Source organism: Lelliottia jeotgali (genome assembly GCF_016771845.1).
In the GTDB taxonomy this organism is placed as follows: domain Bacteria; phylum Pseudomonadota; class Gammaproteobacteria; order Enterobacterales; family Enterobacteriaceae; genus Enterobacter; species Enterobacter jeotgali.
Genome location: NZ_JAENMQ010000003.1, coordinates 240,895 through 259,042, shown reverse-complemented (window position 1 = coordinate 259,042; position 18,148 = coordinate 240,895). Strand labels below are relative to the sequence as shown.

Genomic DNA, 18,148 nt, shown 5'->3' with positions numbered 1-18,148 from the left:
CCATGTTGCAACTTTGTGCAACCGTGTTAAATGTGACCTGGTCTGCAAGCTGAAAAATGAATGGATTGTTAAGCATAAGTTAGCTGGAAAATAAGGCGGAATTCTGCGTGTGAGGCCTGTTTTTATGCGGCAGTTAACACTTTTAAAAGGTGCAACCCGTAAAAGCGTGAGCGAGTGCAACCTATATAAAAGACGTATGAAACCAGGGATGAATTTGATGTAAATGCAGTGTTAAATCATTTGTGCATGAGGAGCGCTTACGGCAGGATACGCGCGCCCAACCGAAATACACTCATCATCACCCCGTTCCGGTGATGGAATAATTAAGGCAACCGGGAAGGTTGTCGCTCGACATTTTTGGAGATTTTAAATGGCAATTAGCACACCGATGCTGGTGACATTTCTCGTTTATATTTTTGGCATGATCCTGATAGGGTTTTTGGCATGGCGATCAACCAACAGTTTTGACGACTATATTCTGGGCGGGCGCAGTTTAGGGCCGATGGTCACCGCGCTCTCTGCCGGTGCTTCCGACATGAGCGGCTGGCTGCTGATGGGCCTGCCGGGCGCGATTTTCATCTCTGGTATTTCAGAAAGCTGGATTGCGATTGGCCTGACGGTCGGCGCGTGGGTGAACTGGAAGCTGGTGGCGGGGCGTTTGCGCGTTCACACCGAAGTGAACAACAACGCCCTGACGCTGCCGGACTACTTCACCGGTCGCTTTGAGGATAAGAGCCGTGTTCTGCGCATCATTTCCGCGCTGGTGATCCTGGTGTTCTTCACCATCTATTGTGCCTCTGGCATCGTGGCCGGTGCGCGTCTGTTCGAAAGCACCTTCGGCATGAGCTACGAAACGGCGCTGTGGGCCGGTGCGGCCGCCACCATCATCTACACCTTCGTCGGTGGTTTCCTGGCAGTTAGCTGGACCGATACCGTGCAGGCGAGTTTGATGATCTTCGCCCTGATCCTGACGCCGGTGATTGTGATTTTCACCGTCGGCGGATTTGGCGATTCGCTGGAAGTGATCAAACAAAAGAGCATCGAAAACGTCGATATGCTGAAAGGCCTGAACTTCGTGGCGATTGTTTCGCTGATGGGCTGGGGTCTGGGCTACTTCGGTCAACCGCACATTCTGGCGCGCTTCATGGCGGCGGATTCCCACCACACTATCGTTCACGCGCGTCGTATCAGTATGACGTGGATGATCCTGTGTCTGGCGGGCGCGGTGGCGGTCGGCTTCTTCGGCATTGCCTACTTCAACAATAACCCGGCGCAGGCGGGCGCGGTGAACCAGAACGCCGAGCGCGTGTTCATTGAGCTGGCGCAGATCCTGTTTAACCCGTGGATTGCCGGGATTTTACTGTCGGCGATTCTGGCGGCGGTGATGTCGACCCTGAGCTGTCAGCTGCTGGTCTGCTCAAGTGCGATTACCGAAGACCTGTACAAGGCCTTCCTGCGTAAGGGCGCGAGCCAGAAAGAGCTGGTGTGGGTCGGTCGCTTTATGGTGCTGGTGGTGGCGCTGGTTTCCATTGCGCTGGCGGCAAACCCGGAAAACCGCGTGCTGGGCCTGGTGAGCTACGCGTGGGCGGGCTTTGGTGCGGCCTTTGGTCCGGTGGTGCTGTTCTCCGTACTCTGGTCACGCATGACCCGTAACGGTGCGCTGGCGGGGATGATCATTGGTGCGGTGACGGTTATCGTCTGGAAACAGTTCGCGTGGCTGGGTCTGTACGAAATCATCCCTGGCTTTATCTTCGGCAGCATCGGGATTGTAGTGTTCAGCCTGCTGGGCAAAGCGCCGTCGGCGTCGATGCAGGAACGTTTTGCAGAAGCGGATGCGCATTACCACACGGCACCGCCGTCGAAATTACAGCCGGAATAAGTTTTGCGGTCTTAAGCCCGGTGGCGCTGCGCTTGCCGGGCCTACAAAACCCGCAAATCCGTAAAATATGTAGGCCGGGTAAGCGTTAGCGCCACCCGGTTTTTTTTTGTATCAGAACTGCACGCACACTGGCTGATCAACCCGCATCACCGATTCCTGTGCAAACCGCGATTTATAAATCCCACGTAACGCTTCGATATTGCTCTCACTCTGGGCGTCTTTCCCGTGGATTAGCATCAAGGCTTTGCTTGGCTCACGCGCCACTTTCCCGTCGTTGCCCAGCCATTGACCGCGCGCATCAAACACCGTTAAGCCATCGCGAAAACGCGGCGTCACGTCCTGATCGACAAACTGCTGCCACTCCTGGCCGGTGATCGCCGCACCTGCCGGACGATTCAGGCCGAAATAGAGGGTAGTTTGCTGCATCTGGTTATCTGCTTTACAGGTGGCGTCAGCGGCAGAGTGAGATGGAGCGTTGCAGCCTGCCAGCAGGAAAAGCGCGGCAGCCATAAGCCCGGTTTTGATGGTCATTGTTCGGTATCCTCGTTGTTCGAAAAAAGCCGGGTGGCGCTAACGCTTACCCGGCCTACGGTTTTGTAGGCCCGTGCAAGCGCAGCGCCGCCGGGCAAAAAATTACAGCACCAGTCCCGCAAAGCTCGCCGACAGCAGGCTCACCAGCGTCGCGCCGTACACCAGGCGCAGACCAAAGCGAGACACCACGTTGCCTTGCTTTTCGTTTAGCCCTTTGATCGCACCGGCAATAATCCCGATAGAGGCAAAGTTAGCGAACGACACCAGGAAGATGGAGAGAATACCCAGCCCGCGTGGTGTCATCTGACCGGCAATTTTTTGCAGCTCGATCATTGCCACAAATTCATTCGCCACCAATTTGGTCGCCATAATGCTGCCCGCATTCAGCGCATCACTCAGCGGAATACCCACCAGCCACGCCAGGGGATAAAACACATAGCCGAGGATCTGCTGGAAGCTCATGCCAAATACGCTGGAGAACAGGGCGTTGACCGCACTAATAAGAGCAATAAAGCCAATCAGCATCGCCAGAATAATCATCGCGACTTTAAAACCTGCCAGAATATACTCGCCCAGCATTTCAAAGAAACTCTGCGATTCGTGCAGCTTTTCCAGTTTGATTTCAGGTTCGGCTTCCGGGCGTGTCGGGTTGATGACCGACAAAATAATAAAGGTGCTGAACATATTGAGGATCAGCGCCGCAACCACATATTTCGCATCCAGCATGCTCATATACGCGCCGACAATGGACAGCGAAACGGTCGACATTGCTGTGGCCGCCATAGTGAACAGGCGTCGAGAGGAGAGATCGCCCAGCACGCCTTTGTAAGCAATAAAGTTTTCCGACTGGCCCAGAATCAGCGAACTGACGGCGTTAAAGGATTCCAGCTTCCCCATACCATTCACTTTGGACAGCAGCGTGCCGATGACGCGAATAAAAATCGGCAAAATTCGCCAGTGCTGGAGAATACCAATCAGGGCAGAGATGAAAATAATCGGGCAGAGTACGCCAAGGAATATGAATGCCAGCCCTTTTTCGCCCATCCCGCCAAAGACAAAATTGGTGCCTTCAGCGGCAAATTTCAGCAATGATTCGAAGAAGCCCGAGACATATTTAATCGCGAAAAGACCGCTCTCGGCATGCAGGAAAAAGAATGCCAGCGCAATTTCAATCACAATAAGCTGCAAAATATAGCGAATACGAATTTTTCGGCGGTCGAAACTCACCAGCCAGGCGAGCGCAAGAATAATCACCAGCGCCAGCAGGAAATGAACAAAGTTATACATTTTTAGATTTTCAGCAGGTAAACGAAGCGCTTATTTAGCCATAGGGCACTGGAGCCGTAAATGGGCATTTACGTTATAACTTATATACATAACGGTAACGAGCGTAACTATTAACTGGCGATGGGTTTACAACTCGTCATCAAAACCCAACACATTTCGCTTGTTTTTCTTTCTGTCGTAATGATAATCACTATCACAGTTATTTACCTTTCTTTGCACCAGTTGACCGCGATAAACATTTAAGGTGTCGGCATGTTTGTTCCATTTCTCATTATGTTACGTGAAGGTCTTGAAGCGGCCTTAATTGTCAGCTTGATCGCCAGCTATCTGAAGCGCACCCAGCGCGGCCGCTGGATCGGGGTGATGTGGATTGGCGTGTTTCTCGCCGCTGCACTCTGCCTGGGGCTAGGGATTCTGATCAACGAAACCACCGGTGAATTCCCGCAGAAAGAGCAGGAGCTGTTCGAAGGAATCGTCGCGGTGATCGCCGTGGTGATCCTCACCTGGATGGTGTTCTGGATGCGCAAAGTGTCGCGCAATGTCAAAGTCCAGCTCGAGCAGGCGGTCGATAACGCCCTGCAAAAGGGCAATAACCACGGCTGGGCGCTGATCGGCATGGTCTTTTTCGCCGTCGCGCGTGAAGGTCTGGAATCCGTGTTCTTCCTGCTGGCGGCATTCCAGCAGGACGTGGGGATCTGGCCGCCGCTTGGCGCGATGCTCGGCCTGGCGACCGCGGTGGTGCTCGGCTTTATGCTCTACTGGGGCGGTATTCGCCTGAACCTCGGCGCGTTTTTCAAATGGACCAGTCTGTTTATTCTGCTGGTAGCAGCAGGGCTGGCCGCAGGGGCGATTCGCGCCTTCCACGAGGCGGGCCTGTGGAACCACTTCCAGGACGTCGCTTTCGATTTCAGTAACACGCTCTCCACCCATTCTCTGACCGGCACCCTGCTTGAAGGTATCTTCGGCTATCAGGAAACGCCGAGCGTCAGCGAAGTGGCGATGTATTTCATCTATCTCATTCCGGCGCTGGTGCTGTTCTTTATGCCATCACGCCCCAGTACTCAGCCGTCGCGTACTGCGCCCTGAAGTGCTTCGTGTTGTTTATACATACTTTTAGAAAGGGAAGGGTCATGGCAATTCAATTTCGACGTACTGCGTTACAGGCAGGTGTGGCAGCGCTGTTTGCTTATGCGTTCTCTGCGGGCGCGGCGGATGTGCCTCAGGTGAAAGTTACCGTGAACGACAAACAGTGTGAGCCGATGACCATCACGGTCAACAGCGGTAAAACTCAGTTTATCATTCAGAACCACAGCCAGAAGGCGCTGGAGTGGGAAATCCTCAAAGGCGTAATGGTGGTGGAAGAGCGTGAAAACATCGCCCCTGGCTTTAGCCAGAAGATGACCGCCAACCTGCAGCCGGGCGAATACGACATGACCTGCGGCCTGCTGACCAATCCGAAAGGCAAGCTGATCGTGAAAGGCGAAGCCACGGCGGATGCGGCGAAAGGCGAAGCGCTGCTGAGCCTGGGCGAGGCGATCACCGCCTATAAAGCCTACGTGACCAAAGAAACCGCTGACCTGGTCGCCGGGACCAAAGCCTTCACCGACGCGGTGAAAGCGGGCGATATCGAGAAAGCGAAATCCCTGTACGCACCGACGCGCCAGCACTACGAGCGTATCGAACCGATTGCTGAGCTGTTCTCTGACCTCGACGGCAGTATCGACGCCCGTGAAGATGATTACGAGCAGAAAGCCGCCGATCCGAAATTCACCGGCTTCCACCGTCTGGAAAAAGCGCTGTTTGGCGACAACTCCACCAAAGGGATGGAGAAATACGCGGAGCAGCTGAACACCGACGTGCTTGATCTGCAAAAACGCATCAGCGAGCTGGCCTTCCCACCGTCAAAAGTGGTGGGTGGCGCGGCGGGCCTGATTGAAGAAGTTGCCGCCAGCAAAATCAGCGGGGAAGAAGACCGCTACAGCCACACCGATCTGTGGGACTTCCAGGCCAACGTTGACGGCGCGCAGAAAATTGTAGACCTGCTGCGTCCGCAGCTGCAGAAAGACAACAGCGAACTGCTGGCGAAAGTGGATGCCAACTTCAAGAAAGTGAACACTATTCTGGCGAAGTACCGTACCAAAGACGGGTACGAGACTTACGACAAGCTGACCGATGCCGACCGTAATGCGCTGAAAGGCCCAATCACCACGCTGGCGGAAGATCTGGCTCAGCTGCGCGGCGTACTGGGTCTGGACTAAGCATCATGAGTAAACATCAAGAAGTCGACGTGGCGGAACCTTCGCGCCGTCGACTGTTAAAAGGGGTGGGGGCGCTTGGCGGCGCGCTCGCTCTGGCGGGCGGTTGCCCGGTGGCGCATGCGGCCAAACCGCAAAGCGCGCCGGGGACGCTCTCCCCGAATGCCCGCATGGAGACGCAGCCTTTTTACGGTGAGCATCAGGCCGGAATTCTGACGCCGCAGCAGGCGGCGATGATGGTGGTGGCGTTTGACTCGCTGGCGAGCGATAAAGCGGATCTGGAACGGCTATTCCGTTTGCTGACCAGGCGCATTGCGTTTCTGACGGCGGGCGGCCCAGCGCCGGAAACACCAAACCCGCGCATGCCACCGATGGATTCAGGCATTCTTGGGCCGTTTATCGCCCCGGATAACCTGACCGTGACGGTCTCCGTCGGGGAAACGCTGTTTGACGCCCGCTACGGACTTACGAAACACAAGCCGAAAACGCTGCAAAAGATGACGCGTTTTCCGAATGATTCGCTCGACGCGGCGCTGTGTCATGGCGATCTGCTGCTCCAGATCTGTGCGAACACCCAGGACACGGTGATCCACGCCCTGCGCGATATCATCAAGCACACGCCGGATCTGCTCAGCGTGCGCTGGAAGCGGGAAGGGTTTATCTCCGACCACGCGGCGCGCAGCCAGGGGAAAGAGACGCCGGTTAACCTGCTTGGATTCAAAGACGGTACGGCGAACCCGGACAGCCAGGATACGACGCTGATGAAAAACGTGGTCTGGACCACGGCGGATCAAGGCGAACCGGCATGGGCGCTGGGCGGAACCTATCAGGCGGTGCGCATCATCCAGTTCCACGTCGAGTTCTGGGATCGTACACCGCTGAAAGAGCAGCAAACTATCTTCGGTCGTGACAAGCAAAGCGGTGCTCCGCTGGGCATGAAGAATGAGCACGATGTGCCGGATTACGCCCGCGATCCTGATGGCGATACTATTGCGCTCGACAGCCATATTCGTCTGGCAAATCCGCGTACGCCAGAAACGCAGGCGAACCTGATGATGCGTCGTGGCTACAGCTATTCGCTGGGCGTGACCAACTCCGGGCAGCTCGATATGGGCCTGCTGTTCGTTTGCTATCAGCACGATCTGGAGAAGGGCTTTTTAACCGTGCAGAAGCGGTTGAACGGCGAGGCGCTCGAAGAGTACATAAAACCTATCGGTGGCGGCTATTTCTTTGCCCTGCCGGGTGTGCGCGACAGTAACGCATATCTCGCTCAAGGGCTGATCGAAGCCTGATAATCCTCCCCGCCAGCCGCGCGGGGAGATTATTTTTTCCTATGACCGCCCCTGTTATATTTCTGTCATATTTCTGTATGAGACTGAACTCAGCTGCAGGGCGAGTCTGAAAAAGTTGCGTTCAGGTAAAATAGTTGTTGCAATTGTGATAAATCCTGATGTACTTAATATAAGACAGCGGTAGTTCCCGGCAGTGATAACGATTCACTATGGAGATCGCGAATGGTTGGGTCCTGTTCTGGACATGGTAAACACAACAACCGCAGTACCCAGCGCGGAGGCTCTGACTCCGGCAGCGATTTCTTCACCACAAAATTCTCCTCCTCACTACCTCAACAAAACTTACCCGACGTGCAGAGCGGTGCGCATAGCCGTTCGGCATCGTCATTCCAAAAGGCAAGCAATGGCTTACAAGGAAGCCAAACTTCAGATGTTAGTTCAGATAATCGCGCTGCCAACGGCGCGTGTGATGAATACCAACAACTCAAGGTGCTATCCATGGGAAGACAAAAAGCAGTGATCAAAGCTCGTCGCGAAGCAAAACGTGTGCTGAGACGGGATTCACGTAGCCATAAACAGCGTGAAGAAGAATCGGTCACCTCGCTTGTGCAGATGAGTGGCGGCGTAGAAGCAATTGGCATGGCGCGGGACAGCCGTGATAATTCCCCAATTGCTGCCCGCAATGAGGCTCAGGCGCACTACCTGAATGCTATCGAGAGTAAACAGCTTATCTTCGCAACCGGTGAAGCGGGCTGCGGGAAGACGTGGATAAGTGCGGCCAAGGCGGCGGAGGCTCTGATCCATAAGGATGTGGACAGAATTATCGTTACCCGTCCGGTATTGCAGGCCGATGAAGATCTCGGCTTCTTGCCCGGCGATATGTCAGAGAAGTTTGCCCCGTATTTCCGGCCAGTCTATGACGTGCTGGTTAAACGCCTGGGTGCTTCCTTTATGCAGTACTGCCTGCGACCAGAGATTGGCAAGGTAGAAATCGCGCCGTTCGCCTATATGCGCGGACGTACATTTGAAAATGCGGTCGTCATTCTCGACGAGGCTCAGAACGTGACCGCTGCGCAAATGAAGATGTTTTTAACGCGCCTCGGGGAAAACGTGACCGTTATCGTCAACGGCGATATCACCCAGTGCGACCTGCCATCTGGCGTCAAATCGGGGCTGAGCGATGCGCTGGCACGTTTTGTGGAAGATGACATGGTTGGGGTGGTGCGTTTCAACAAAGATGACTGCGTACGTTCGGTCCTGTGCCAGCGTGCGCTGCTTGCCTACGACTGAATTGATTATTGATGACAAAGCCCGGGAAACCGGGCTTTGCTTTCTAAAGCGATAAACGACAGGCGAAAAAAAAGCCCGCATTTTCATGCGAGCTCTTCTCTAAATATGGCGGTGAGAGAGGGGTTCGAACCCTCGATACGTTGCCGTATACACACTTTCCAGGCGTGCTCCTTCAGCCACTCGGACACCTCACCGTATTGTTTCGCTGCCTGACCTCTCGGGGGCAACGGGGCGCTACTATAGGGAGTTGCGCTAAAACGGTCAAGCAAATTTTATGCCTGAGTGGCTGTTCGGTTAAGCAATAATCACCTCTGCCGGTTTACGTTCAAATCTGGCCAAAACGACCGGAATTGAAATCGCGAATGGCGTCATTGATTTCCGTTTTGGTGTTCATCACGAACGGGCCGTAACCCACAATCGGCTCGTTTAACGGCTTGCCCGCCATCAGCAACACTTTCGCATCGCTGCTGGCCTCAAGATGCAGTTTTTCCCCGTTCTGGCTGAGAACCACCAGCTGAGCTTCACCGGCCTGGGTAGAACCGTTCACCGTGATGTTGCCTTCGACCACCACCAGCGCGGTGCTCCATCCGTCCGGCTGATTCAGGGACAAATGGCTCCCTTGCTGCAGGGCAATGTCCCACACATTCAGCGGTGAGAAAGTATGCGCCGGGCCTTGATTATCGCCATAACGACCGGCAATGACGCGCAGCTCGCCGCTGTTATCCGGCAACGCAATGACCGGAATATCCTCTTTGGTGATGCTCTGATACCCCGGAGTGGCCATTTTGTCCTTCGCCGGAAGGTTGACCCACAGCTGCATCATTTTCAGCTCACCGCCCTGGCGGGTGAAGGATTCAGCGTGAAACTCTTCATGCAAAATACCCGCGCCTGCGGTCATCCACTGCACGTCGCCGGGACCAATTACCCCGCCTTTGCCGGTTGAATCGCGATGCTCCACTTCGCCGGAGTAAACGATAGTGACGGTTTCAAAGCCACGATGTGGATGCTCACCCACGCCACGCTTCACGCCGTCACCGGGGAAAACGTGTGGGCCTGCATAGTCCAGCAGCAGGAAAGGGCTCAGTGCTTCGCCGTGAGTTTGATAAGAAAACATCGAACGTACCGGAAAGCCATCGCCAACCCAGTGGGAACGCGGTGCGGTGTAGACGCCAGTAACCTGTTTCATCTTTTTCTCCTGCTGTTCGGTTGATGTGTATTAGCTTATATTCGACGCTAATAACCCGGTAGACTGTTAAAACAATACTCAGTGTTCCATAAACAGAACGATGGAGGCGGGATGCAGGATCTTAATGATTTTGCGTGGTTTGTAAAAGTCGTGGATCACGGTGGCTTTGCGGCGGCCGGGCGGGCGCTGGATCAGCCGAAATCAAAACTAAGCCGACGAATTGCTCAACTAGAAGACAGTCTGGGCGTGCGATTAATACATCGCACCACGCGACAGTTTACGGTGACAGAGGTTGGACAAACATTTTATCAGCACTGCAAAGCGATGCTGGTGGAGGCGGAGGCGGCTCAGGAAGCGGTCGCGGCGCTACAGGCGGAACCGCGCGGCGTGGTACGGATAACGTGTCCGGTCACGCTCTTGCATGTCCATATCGGGCCGATGCTGGCCCAATTTATGGTGCGTTACCCAGGCGTGACGTTGCAGCTGGAAGCCACCAACCGCCGCGTCGATGTGGTGGCAGAGGGTATTGATGTCGCGATCCGCGTTCGCCCTCGTCCGTTTGAAGACAGCGATCTGGTGCTGCGGGTTCTCGCCGATCGTGGACACTGCCTTGTGGCGAGCCCGCAGCTCATCGCGCGGCTGGGCAAACCGACTATGCCTGCCGAACTCAGCCAATGGCCTGGGTTGAGCATGGGGGAGGGCAAACAGCTTCACAAATGGGCATTGGCCGGGCCTGACGGGGCGAAAGCGGAGGTTCACTTTACGCCGCGTTTTATCACCACCGATATGCTGGCACTGCGTGAAGCCGCAACGGCAGGCGTGGGCGTAGTTCAGTTGCCTGTTTTAATGGTCAAGGAGCAGCTTGCGCGCCGGGAACTGGTCAGAGTCCTGAACGAGTGGGAGCCGCAAAGGGAAGTGATCCACGCGGTATATCCGTCGCGTCGCGGACTGCTACCTGCGGTACGTGCGCTGGTGGATTTTTTGGCCTCGGAATATGCGCGGATAATCGAAGAGTAATGACATTCATACAGACGAAAAAAAAGCCCGCATTTTCATGCGAGCTCTTCTTCAAATATGGCGGTGAGAGAGGGGTTCGAACCCTCGATACGTTGCCGTATACACACTTTCCAGGCGTGCTCCTTCAGCCACTCGGACACCTCACCGTATTGTCATCCCGTTGTTGCTGGGACGGGCGCTAATGTAAGTAAAAGGGGCACTGGCGTCAATCAACTTTTTCAGATATTTGGCGTGTTTAGACAAAGTTTCAGCAATGTGATTCCTGAATGTGCTGAAAGCGCTTTTTTTATCAACAACACAGTCGGCGGTTTATTTGTTATCCTGATAATCCTCTTGAAAACACCTAAAAATCATCGCAATAAAAAGGCAGGAGTCATTATGGATATCATCTTTTATCACCCTACGTTTGATACTTCTTACTGGATCAAAGCGCTGTCGGAAGCCATTCCCGGCGCGCGCGTTCGTGAGTGGAAGCGGGGCGATAACGAACACGCTGATTACGCTCTCGTCTGGCATCCGCCGGTGGAGATGTTGCAAGGGCGCAATCTGAAAGCGGTGTTTGCCCTCGGCGCGGGCGTGGATTCCATCCTGAGTAAGTTAAAAGCTCATCCAGAAATGTTGCCAGAACATATTCCCCTGTTCCGGCTCGAAGACACCGGTATGGGCCAGCAAATGCAGGAATACGCGGTGAGTCAGGTGTTGCACTGGTTCCGCCGATTTGACGATTATCAGGCGCTCAAGCAGCAGTCGCGCTGGGAGCCATTAGCCGATTATCAGCGCGAAGATTTTACCATCGGGCTGCTGGGCGCGGGCGTGCTGGGATCGAAAGTGGCGGAAGCGCTGGCCCCGTGGGGATTCCCGCTGCGCTGCTGGAGTCGTACGCGTAAAGCGTATCCTGGCGTAGAAAGCTTTGCCGGTCATGACGAACTGCCAGACTTCCTGAAGGGCACGCGCGTACTCATCAACCTGCTGCCGAACACGGCAGAGACGGTAGGGATTATCAATAAAGATGTGCTCAATCAGCTGGCGGATGGGAGCTATTTGATGAACCTGGCGCGCGGCATTCATCTGGTCGAAGCGGATCTGCTGTCGGTTCTGGATAGCGGCAAGCTGAAAGGCGCGATGCTGGATGTCTACAGCCGTGAACCGCTGCCGGTGGAAAGCCCGCTGTGGGCGCATCCGCGTGTTGCTATGACCCCGCACGTGGCCGCTGTCACGCGTCCGATGGAAGCGGTGGACTATATTGCCCGCACCATCGGCCTGCTTGAGCAGGGGAAACCCGCGACCGGGCAGGTCGATAGACAGCGCGGCTACTAGCTACGGTAACCCGGCATTCGCCGGGTTTTTGCTAATAAACGCCGGGCAGACCTGCTATCCTTTGGGTAAAACACCAGAGGAGAGAGAGATGTATCCCGTAGACCTGCATATGCACACCGTCGCCAGCACCCACGCGTACAGCACCCTTCATGACTACATCGCGCAAGCCAAACTGAAAGGGATTAAGCTCTTTGCGATTACCGATCACGGTCCTGATATGGCAGATGCACCGCATTACTGGCACTTTGTGAATATGCGCATCTGGCCTCGTCTGGTGGAGGGGGTTGGGATTCTTCGTGGTATCGAAGCCAATATTAAAAATACGGACGGCGAGATCGACTGTACTGGCCCGATGCTCACCTCTCTGGATCTGATTATCGCCGGTTTTCATGAACCGGTATTTGCACCACAAGATAAAGAGACGAATACTCAGGCGATGATCGCGACGATTGCCAGCGGCAATGTCCACATCATTAGCCACCCTGGCAACCCGAAATTCCCGATCGACATTCAGGCGGTTGCGCAAGCGGCGGCGAAACATCGTGTGGCGCTTGAAATTAATAACTCCTCCTTTACTCACTCGCGTATTGGCAGCGAAGCCAACTGTCGTGCCGTCGCGGCAGCCGTACGTGACGCGGGCGGAATGGTCGCGCTGGGTTCTGATTCTCACACCGCGTTTACGCTGGGTGAATTTGGCGAGTGCCGGAAAGTGTTAGATGAGGTAGGGTTCCCGGAAGAGAGAATATTGAACGTCACACCGCGTCGGATGCTCGATTTCCTCGAATCGCGCGGCATGCCTGTTATCCCTGAATTTGCTGAACTTTAATATTGTAATGGAATAAAGAAATGAACGAGTTTTCAATCCTTTGCCGCGTACTGGGCACCCTGTATTATCGCCAGCCGCAAGATCCGCTGCTGGTGCCGCTCTTTACGCTGATTCGCGAAGGAAAGCTCGCGGACAACTGGCCGCTGGAGCAGGATGAGTTGTTGCAACGACTGCAAAATAGCTGCGATATGCAGCAGATTGCAGCGGATTACAACGCGCTGTTTGTGGGAGAAGAGGGCCGTGTTTCACCCTTCCGCTCATCATGGGAAGAGGGCGCGACAGAATCTGAAGTTCGCGCATTCCTGTCCGAGCGTGGAATGCCGTTGAGCGATGCGCCTGCCGATCATATTGGTACGCTGCTGCTGGCGGCGTCATGGATTGAAGACCATTCCGGCGAGGATGAAAGTGAAGCCCTGGAAACGCTGTTTGGCGATTACCTTCTGCCGTGGTGCGGCGCTTTCCTCGGCAAGATTGAAGCACATGCTACGTCTCCTTTCTGGCGCACGATGGCGCCATTGACCCGCGAAGCCATTTCCGCAATGTGGGACGAATTGCAGGAAGAGAACGAAGAGTGATTTACGTCACATTGTCAATGTAACGGTACATTTCAACTTGCATAAAATGTGCTTGTGATCTCATTTCAATGGCGCGTTTCTGATAAGATGCGCGCCATGAACATACTTCTTTCTATTGCCATTACGACAGGTATTCTCTCCGGGATTTGGGGATGGGTTGCCGTGTCTTTGGGACTGCTCAGTTGGGCGGGGTTCCTTGGCTGTACCGCCTATTTCGCCTGCCCACAGGGTGGCGTGAAAGGGCTGTTTATCTCCGGTTGCACCATGATGAGCGGCGTTGTCTGGGCATTGATCATCATGCACGGCAGCGCGCTGGCGCCACACCTGGAAATCGTCGGCTACATGATGACGGGCGTTGTGGCTTTTCTGATGTGCATTCAGGCAAAACACCTGCTGTTGTCGTTTGTTCCTGGAACCTTCATTGGCGCCTGTGCGACCTTTGCCGGGCAGGGCGACTGGAAAATGATTATTCCGTCGCTGCTGCTGGGGCTGGTGTTTGGCTACGCGATGAAGAACAGCGGGCTTTGGCTCGCGGCACGACGAGAGCGTTCGCAGAATCTCCCGGAATTAAGCAAATAAAAAAGCGAGGCCACAGAGCCTCGCTTTTTATTGGTGCGTTCAGAATCAGGATTCCGGAGGCACCGACATTTCACGGTATTTCACCAGGACTTCATTTTTCACGTCATTTTTATTTTGCAGATCCCACAGACCGCGATCGATACCGTCGTTAATCAGGAAAATAACCCCTGTTTCAATGGCCGACATCAGGCACATCATAACCGGCTCATTCGAGGTATATCCGATTTCGCCTTCCAGAAGACGCTGGTAGTCAATAAAGCGGAATACACCGGCCTGGACTTCATACGAGAGAATCGTTTTGCTGGTAGTGACCGAGGATAATACTTCACCGGTGCTTACGTTAACCACGCGCAGATTGACAGCAATTTGGTCGAGCTGGTATTGCGTATCAGCCCCGATACCGAAATAACGCGCCCCGACACCGCCCGATTTCACATTACTTTCATAGCCGATAATCGACCCTTCAACCATTACGTTAGCAGCAACCAGCGATTGCAACGGTACGCGGTTGTTAACCTCAACCGTGCCATTCTCCTGCGCGGCACGAATGATTTTGCGCTCGTTCAGCAGGTTTTGCAGGCCCTGACGTTCAAGAGGAATAAACCAGCGAGAGTCCTTAAGCGCAGTCACCAGCATCGCGGTGGCACTCTGTGGAACCGCCGTCGAGAAGTTACTCGCCGGATACGGTTTAAACTGGCCGGTTTCATCCTGAATGTTGTAGACCGAAACAAAAATCTTACCAGTAGGAGAGGGCAGATGAGTCAGATCGCGATAGCTTTGCGCCCGAGGCATGAGTGTGGGCTTCGCGGCTTCTTTAGGTGGAGCAGTTAAACAACCGCTCAATAAGCACACTGCAACAAGTATCAGAAAGCGCTGCATGATTGTTGTCCTTATCTCGTTGTTGTTTAGAAATCAGTTGAATTGGTGGCGAGACCCGAAACCTGAATGGTGGAAGTTTTCCCCGTTTTCCGGTCGGTCACATTCAACTGCAGTTGCCCGTCTTTATTCGCAATATCGACAATAAAATCATTGGTCACCATGCGACCCGGTTTGCCGGTATTAATATTCGTTAATAAGCCACCTAATATTTGCGACTGAATAGCCTGAGTGAAGTTATCCAGTGCCGACGGTGTTTCTATACCGAGATCATCGTTATAACTGGGATCTTTGTAGGAGTTCTGGGCCTGGGCTTCATTGAGTAAAAAAGCCCCGTTGTTCGGATTGCCGCCAAAATTTGGGTTACGGAACTGGAAGGTCATATTCCCGGCCCAGCTTAACGGTGCAATCAACATTAGCGAAATAACTGTGTGTGCGAAACGCATTACAGCCTCCGGATCATATATAGCTAAAATTCATCTTTTGCTAAATCGCCAGTGCCTAACAGAGCCTTATCTATTTGCAGACGATTTACCGCTTCTTCAGTTTGTGCCAGTGCAAAACTGATGTTTTTGTCAAAGTCTCTTTTCGTGGGGAATAAAAAGGTCTGGTAAATAACGTCCTGATTAACCGTTATTGTTATCCAGCTTCCCCATCGAGCACTGGGTCGCTCATTGATCGTTAAGTTGCCAGGATAATCACTTTCCCATTTGTCGCTAAAAGCCCGATAAAAATCGTGGCCGATTGATGAGACGGTGTGGTCAGTTAATAGTCCGGGAACTTCCACTTCAACAGCGTGAAGATTTCCGGCAGCAAGCAGAAAGCCGACTGCCGCTATCCAGCTCGACGTGCGTTTCATGTTGTTAACGCCTGAGGTTATCGTTTGCCCATGAAACAGCCTGAGTTCTGTTTTTAACAGCTATCTTCTTGAAAAGATTATAGAGATGAGTCTTCACTGTATTTTCGCTGATAAATAACGAACGGGCGATTTCAATATTTGAAGAACCAATGCGTAATTTATTCAGAATCTCTTTTTCGCGATGCGTCAGCAAAGCGGATTCTGAGCTGTTATAGCGATAATTTCCGGAGTGAGTGATGAGATAGCTGGCCAGCTTTTGTGAAAAGTAACACTCTCCACGTAAAATCCCTTGCAGCCCATCTACCACTCTCGTCTCGTCTTCAGTGACATAAAAGACGCCATTGATATGCGGCCAGCTTTCAATATCCCGGAAGGGATACTCATCAGGTGTATTCAATAATAGCGCGCGGATATTATTGTTTTTCCTGCTTAAGTTATCTTGCCAGTAATGGATAAGCTTTTTATCAGCTTCCATCATATCGAAGAGAATAATGCTGCCAGGAGCAATATCATCATAAGAACGTTGAATATTATGCAATTTCCCGTTCAGTGACAGAGATTGCTTCAAATGCTGTAATAATGCTGTCGCTTGTAAGGAAGGCTTTGTGATCAACAATAATGTATGACCATGTAAACTATGGACTTCATTAAACATGATGAAACCCCACTTTTTTATAACACCCGGCAGTTGTCCCCCGATATATTCAAGGGGACCCCAGAAGTACTGACAGATGTTGCACTGCTGTGTGTAGAATCAGACCATAACCTCCAGCAGGAGGTAAATATGAAAAATAATTCGTACTGCTGATTTCAATCTAGCTATTACGATTTTTAAATCAAGTGTTAATGGTGTAACAAGATGTAAAAATCAATATTAATTTGTGAATTTAAGGGGCTGTGAATGTTTACGAATGATAAAAAAGTTGTACATGAGAATAATGCTGCACACATTTTAAAAATCATACAAATTATTTTAATTATTTGATTTGAATGGATATATGTTATTTGTAATTTGTTTATAACAGGTATGAGAACGATGAAATCTCTAAGACTTTGCCTGCTAAGTGAAAGCACTTAAGAAATCGAGTGAGTTGTGACGAGTGTGTCTGGTGTTGAACCTCGTTACTGTCAAAGTGCCGTCATTCAGGGGATGCACGCTCCCTGTTAAGCTGCGCAAGTGTAACCGTGAAATATTTTATAAAAAACTAACTTACGCTTCTGTCTGAGAATTTTGGCATTAATTAATACTTTGAGGTGATCGAGGGAATGAAAATAACACTCGCGGGTGAGATATTTAAATTGTTTCGATAGACATACTCTTCATCGTAACGCAGCGTTAACAAAAAACGAATCGCGTTAACACCGAGAAGTTTATTATTTCCAGGTCCAGGTGACAACATGAAAAACAAAACGTTATTTATGATGTTTACATTACTGGGTGCGCCTGGGTTATCAATCGCGGCAGGCCCGGATTTGGCAAATTCGGAATTTAACTTCGCGGTTAATGAATTAAGCAAGTCTTCATATAATCAGGCAGCCATTATTGGTCAGCAGGGTTCAGGTAATAATGCTGAAGTTCGTCAGGGCGGGTCTAAATTACTGTCCGTTGTTTCTCAGGAAGGTGTAAACAACCGAGCGAAAGTTGATCAATCAGGGACTTATAACCTTGCTTATATCGATCAGGACGGCAACGGCAACGATGCGAGTATTAAGCAAGGGGCTTTTGGTAATACCGCGATGATTATCCAGAAAGGTTCGGGTAACAAAGCGAATATTACGCAGTATGGTACGCAAAAAACAGCAGTTGTAGTACAGAGACAGTCGCAAATGGCCATTCGCGTTATCCAACGCTGACTATTTCGACGACTTAAATCAATCCGATGGGGGTTTACGATGAAACTTTTCAAAGTGGCAGCAATTGCAGCAATCGTAGTTTCCGGTAGTGCTCTGGCTGGTGTGGTTCCACAATATGGTGGCGGCGGTGGTGGCGGTTGGGGTGGTGGCGGTAATAATAGCGGCCCGAACTCAACTCTCAGCATTTACCAGTACGGCGGCGGTAACTCAGCTGTTGCTCTGCAATCTGACGCGAAAAATTCTGACCTGACTATTACTCAGCATGGTGGCGGTAACGGTGCTGACGTAGGACAAGGTTCTGATGACAGCTCTATCGATCTGCTGCAGAAAGGCTTTGGTAACAGTGCTACCCTCGATCAGTGGAATGGTAAAAACTCCACTATGGAAGTCAAACAGTTCGGCGGCGGCAACGGCGCGGCAGTCGATCAGACAGCTTCCGGCTCAACTGTAACTGTGCACCAGGTTGGTTTTGGCAACAACGCGACTGCGCATCAGTACTAATATCGAATCTGTACTATAAAAAAA

The 18,148-nt window shown here is 52.4% G+C and carries 19 protein-coding genes and 2 tRNA genes; 12 read left to right on the top strand and 9 right to left on the bottom strand.

What is annotated here, in order from left to right; all coding sequences use genetic code 11:
* Window positions 1–370: 370 nt before the first annotated feature.
* On the top strand, window positions 371–1,879 hold the full coding sequence (gene putP / locus JBO43_RS10075) for a sodium/proline symporter PutP (RefSeq protein WP_095281532.1): 1,509 nt from the start codon (window positions 371–373) through the stop codon (window positions 1,877–1,879).
* A 111-nt stretch (window positions 1,880–1,990) separates the two neighbouring features.
* Here putP and JBO43_RS10070 read toward each other — a convergent pair whose 3' ends face one another.
* Window positions 1,991–2,410, bottom strand: a complete 420-nt coding sequence (locus JBO43_RS10070) for a DUF3574 domain-containing protein (RefSeq protein ID WP_202674227.1) — start codon at window positions 2,408–2,410, stop codon at window positions 1,991–1,993.
* Between the two features lie 102 nt (window positions 2,411–2,512).
* Window positions 2,513–3,697 carry a NupC/NupG family nucleoside CNT transporter gene (locus JBO43_RS10065; protein ID WP_095281534.1) on the bottom strand — a complete coding sequence of 395 codons (1,185 nt, stop codon included), beginning with the start codon at window positions 3,695–3,697 and terminating at the stop codon, window positions 2,513–2,515.
* Window positions 3,698–3,949: 252 nt separating this feature from the next.
* On the opposite strand from JBO43_RS10065, the gene efeU reads away from it, so the two are divergent.
* The 4 genes from efeU to phoH all read left to right on the top strand — a co-directional run bounded on the left by efeU (window position 3,950) and on the right by phoH (window position 8,534).
* The gene (gene efeU, locus JBO43_RS10060; RefSeq protein ID WP_103947910.1) at window positions 3,950–4,783 is read left to right on the top strand and encodes an iron uptake transporter permease EfeU; all 834 of its coding nucleotides are present in this window, start codon (window positions 3,950–3,952) and stop codon (window positions 4,781–4,783) included.
* A 44-nt stretch (window positions 4,784–4,827) separates the two neighbouring features.
* Window positions 4,828–5,955, top strand: a complete 1,128-nt coding sequence (gene efeO, locus JBO43_RS10055; RefSeq protein WP_103947909.1) for an iron uptake system protein EfeO — start codon at window positions 4,828–4,830, stop codon at window positions 5,953–5,955.
* Window positions 5,956–5,960: 5 nt separating this feature from the next.
* Window positions 5,961–7,244 (top strand): iron uptake transporter deferrochelatase/peroxidase subunit, encoded by a 1,284-nt coding sequence (efeB, locus tag JBO43_RS10050; RefSeq protein ID WP_202674226.1) that lies wholly within the window; start codon window positions 5,961–5,963, stop codon window positions 7,242–7,244.
* Between the two features lie 498 nt (window positions 7,245–7,742).
* Complete coding sequence (gene phoH / locus JBO43_RS10045; RefSeq protein WP_174348619.1) at window positions 7,743–8,534, top strand: phosphate starvation-inducible protein PhoH; 792 nt, start codon at window positions 7,743–7,745, stop codon at window positions 8,532–8,534.
* 106 nt (window positions 8,535–8,640) lie between these two features.
* Here phoH and JBO43_RS10040 read toward each other — a convergent pair.
* A tRNA-Ser gene (locus JBO43_RS10040) sits at window positions 8,641–8,728 on the bottom strand.
* Between the two features lie 131 nt (window positions 8,729–8,859).
* Complete coding sequence (locus tag JBO43_RS10035; protein WP_202674225.1) at window positions 8,860–9,720, bottom strand: pirin family protein; 861 nt, start codon at window positions 9,718–9,720, stop codon at window positions 8,860–8,862.
* 111 nt (window positions 9,721–9,831) lie between these two features.
* Between JBO43_RS10035 and JBO43_RS10030 the strand changes: the two genes are divergently transcribed.
* Window positions 9,832–10,737, top strand: a complete 906-nt coding sequence (locus tag JBO43_RS10030) for a LysR family transcriptional regulator (protein WP_202674224.1) — start codon at window positions 9,832–9,834, stop codon at window positions 10,735–10,737.
* Between the two features lie 58 nt (window positions 10,738–10,795).
* On the opposite strand, the gene JBO43_RS10025 is transcribed toward JBO43_RS10030, so the two are convergent.
* Window positions 10,796–10,883 (bottom strand) — tRNA-Ser (locus JBO43_RS10025).
* A gap of 232 nt (window positions 10,884–11,115) precedes the next feature.
* On the opposite strand from JBO43_RS10025, the gene ghrA reads away from it, so the two are divergent.
* The 4 genes from ghrA (at window position 11,116) to JBO43_RS10005 (ending at window position 14,034) form a co-directional block, all read left to right on the top strand.
* Entirely contained in the window at window positions 11,116–12,054 is a 939-nt protein-coding gene (gene ghrA, locus JBO43_RS10020; RefSeq protein WP_202674223.1) for a glyoxylate/hydroxypyruvate reductase GhrA, read from the top strand.
* Window positions 12,055–12,142: 88 nt separating this feature from the next.
* Window positions 12,143–12,880 carry a phosphatase gene (locus tag JBO43_RS10015; protein ID WP_095281542.1) on the top strand — a complete coding sequence of 246 codons (738 nt, stop codon included), beginning with the start codon at window positions 12,143–12,145 and terminating at the stop codon, window positions 12,878–12,880.
* A 20-nt stretch (window positions 12,881–12,900) separates the two neighbouring features.
* Window positions 12,901–13,455 carry a TorD/DmsD family molecular chaperone gene (locus JBO43_RS10010; RefSeq protein ID WP_095281543.1) on the top strand — a complete coding sequence of 185 codons (555 nt, stop codon included), beginning with the start codon at window positions 12,901–12,903 and terminating at the stop codon, window positions 13,453–13,455.
* 96 nt (window positions 13,456–13,551) lie between these two features.
* Window positions 13,552–14,034 carry a DUF1097 domain-containing protein gene (locus JBO43_RS10005; RefSeq protein ID WP_202674222.1) on the top strand — a complete coding sequence of 161 codons (483 nt, stop codon included), beginning with the start codon at window positions 13,552–13,554 and terminating at the stop codon, window positions 14,032–14,034.
* Between the two features lie 45 nt (window positions 14,035–14,079).
* Here the strand turns inward: JBO43_RS10005 and csgG are convergent, their stop codons facing one another.
* The 4 genes from csgG to csgD are packed head-to-tail and all read right to left on the bottom strand — an operon-like array spanning window position 14,080 to window position 16,424.
* On the bottom strand, window positions 14,080–14,913 hold the full coding sequence (gene csgG, locus JBO43_RS10000) for a curli production assembly/transport protein CsgG (RefSeq protein WP_095281545.1): 834 nt from the start codon (window positions 14,911–14,913) through the stop codon (window positions 14,080–14,082).
* A gap of 26 nt (window positions 14,914–14,939) precedes the next feature.
* On the bottom strand, window positions 14,940–15,356 hold the full coding sequence (gene csgF, locus JBO43_RS09995) for a curli production assembly/transport protein CsgF (RefSeq protein ID WP_202674221.1): 417 nt from the start codon (window positions 15,354–15,356) through the stop codon (window positions 14,940–14,942).
* 23 nt (window positions 15,357–15,379) lie between these two features.
* Entirely contained in the window at window positions 15,380–15,769 is a 390-nt protein-coding gene (gene csgE / locus JBO43_RS09990) for a curli production assembly/transport protein CsgE (protein WP_095281547.1), read from the bottom strand.
* Between the two features lie 4 nt (window positions 15,770–15,773).
* Window positions 15,774–16,424 carry a biofilm master transcriptional regulator CsgD gene (csgD, locus tag JBO43_RS09985; protein ID WP_095281548.1) on the bottom strand — a complete coding sequence of 217 codons (651 nt, stop codon included), beginning with the start codon at window positions 16,422–16,424 and terminating at the stop codon, window positions 15,774–15,776.
* 743 nt (window positions 16,425–17,167) lie between these two features.
* Between csgD and csgB the strand changes: the two genes are divergently transcribed.
* Both csgB and csgA read left to right on the top strand, forming a co-directional pair.
* Complete coding sequence (gene csgB / locus JBO43_RS09980) at window positions 17,168–17,623, top strand: curli minor subunit CsgB (RefSeq protein WP_103947904.1); 456 nt, start codon at window positions 17,168–17,170, stop codon at window positions 17,621–17,623.
* A 39-nt stretch (window positions 17,624–17,662) separates the two neighbouring features.
* Window positions 17,663–18,124 carry a curli major subunit CsgA gene (csgA, locus tag JBO43_RS09975; RefSeq protein ID WP_095281550.1) on the top strand — a complete coding sequence of 154 codons (462 nt, stop codon included), beginning with the start codon at window positions 17,663–17,665 and terminating at the stop codon, window positions 18,122–18,124.
* Window positions 18,125–18,148: the final 24 nt, after the last annotated feature.

Bases quoted from the DNA above. Each gene is read 5' to 3' on its own strand.
- JBO43_RS10065 (WP_095281534.1), bottom strand. From the start codon at position 3,697: ATGTATAACTTTGTTCATTTCCTGCTGGCGCTGGTGATTATTCTTGCG.
- JBO43_RS10005 (WP_202674222.1), top strand. From the start codon at position 13,552: ATGAACATACTTCTTTCTATTGCCATTACGACAGGTATTCTCTCCGGG.
- ghrA (WP_202674223.1), top strand. From the start codon at position 11,116: ATGGATATCATCTTTTATCACCCTACGTTTGATACTTCTTACTGGATC.
- JBO43_RS10030 (WP_202674224.1), top strand. From the start codon at position 9,832: ATGCAGGATCTTAATGATTTTGCGTGGTTTGTAAAAGTCGTGGATCAC.
- csgB (WP_103947904.1), top strand. From the start codon at position 17,168: ATGAAAAACAAAACGTTATTTATGATGTTTACATTACTGGGTGCGCCT.
- JBO43_RS10035 (WP_202674225.1), bottom strand. From the start codon at position 9,720: ATGAAACAGGTTACTGGCGTCTACACCGCACCGCGTTCCCACTGGGTT.
- csgG (WP_095281545.1), bottom strand. From the start codon at position 14,913: ATGCAGCGCTTTCTGATACTTGTTGCAGTGTGCTTATTGAGCGGTTGT.
- csgA (WP_095281550.1), top strand. From the start codon at position 17,663: ATGAAACTTTTCAAAGTGGCAGCAATTGCAGCAATCGTAGTTTCCGGT.
- csgD (WP_095281548.1), bottom strand. From the start codon at position 16,424: ATGTTTAATGAAGTCCATAGTTTACATGGTCATACATTATTGTTGATC.
- efeU (WP_103947910.1), top strand. From the start codon at position 3,950: ATGTTTGTTCCATTTCTCATTATGTTACGTGAAGGTCTTGAAGCGGCC.
- csgF (WP_202674221.1), bottom strand. From the start codon at position 15,356: ATGCGTTTCGCACACACAGTTATTTCGCTAATGTTGATTGCACCGTTA.
- JBO43_RS10010 (WP_095281543.1), top strand. From the start codon at position 12,901: ATGAACGAGTTTTCAATCCTTTGCCGCGTACTGGGCACCCTGTATTAT.
- JBO43_RS10070 (WP_202674227.1), bottom strand. From the start codon at position 2,410: ATGACCATCAAAACCGGGCTTATGGCTGCCGCGCTTTTCCTGCTGGCA.
- phoH (WP_174348619.1), top strand. From the start codon at position 7,743: ATGGGAAGACAAAAAGCAGTGATCAAAGCTCGTCGCGAAGCAAAACGT.
- JBO43_RS10015 (WP_095281542.1), top strand. From the start codon at position 12,143: ATGTATCCCGTAGACCTGCATATGCACACCGTCGCCAGCACCCACGCG.
- csgE (WP_095281547.1), bottom strand. From the start codon at position 15,769: ATGAAACGCACGTCGAGCTGGATAGCGGCAGTCGGCTTTCTGCTTGCT.
- putP (WP_095281532.1), top strand. From the start codon at position 371: ATGGCAATTAGCACACCGATGCTGGTGACATTTCTCGTTTATATTTTT.
- efeB (WP_202674226.1), top strand. From the start codon at position 5,961: ATGAGTAAACATCAAGAAGTCGACGTGGCGGAACCTTCGCGCCGTCGA.
- efeO (WP_103947909.1), top strand. From the start codon at position 4,828: ATGGCAATTCAATTTCGACGTACTGCGTTACAGGCAGGTGTGGCAGCG.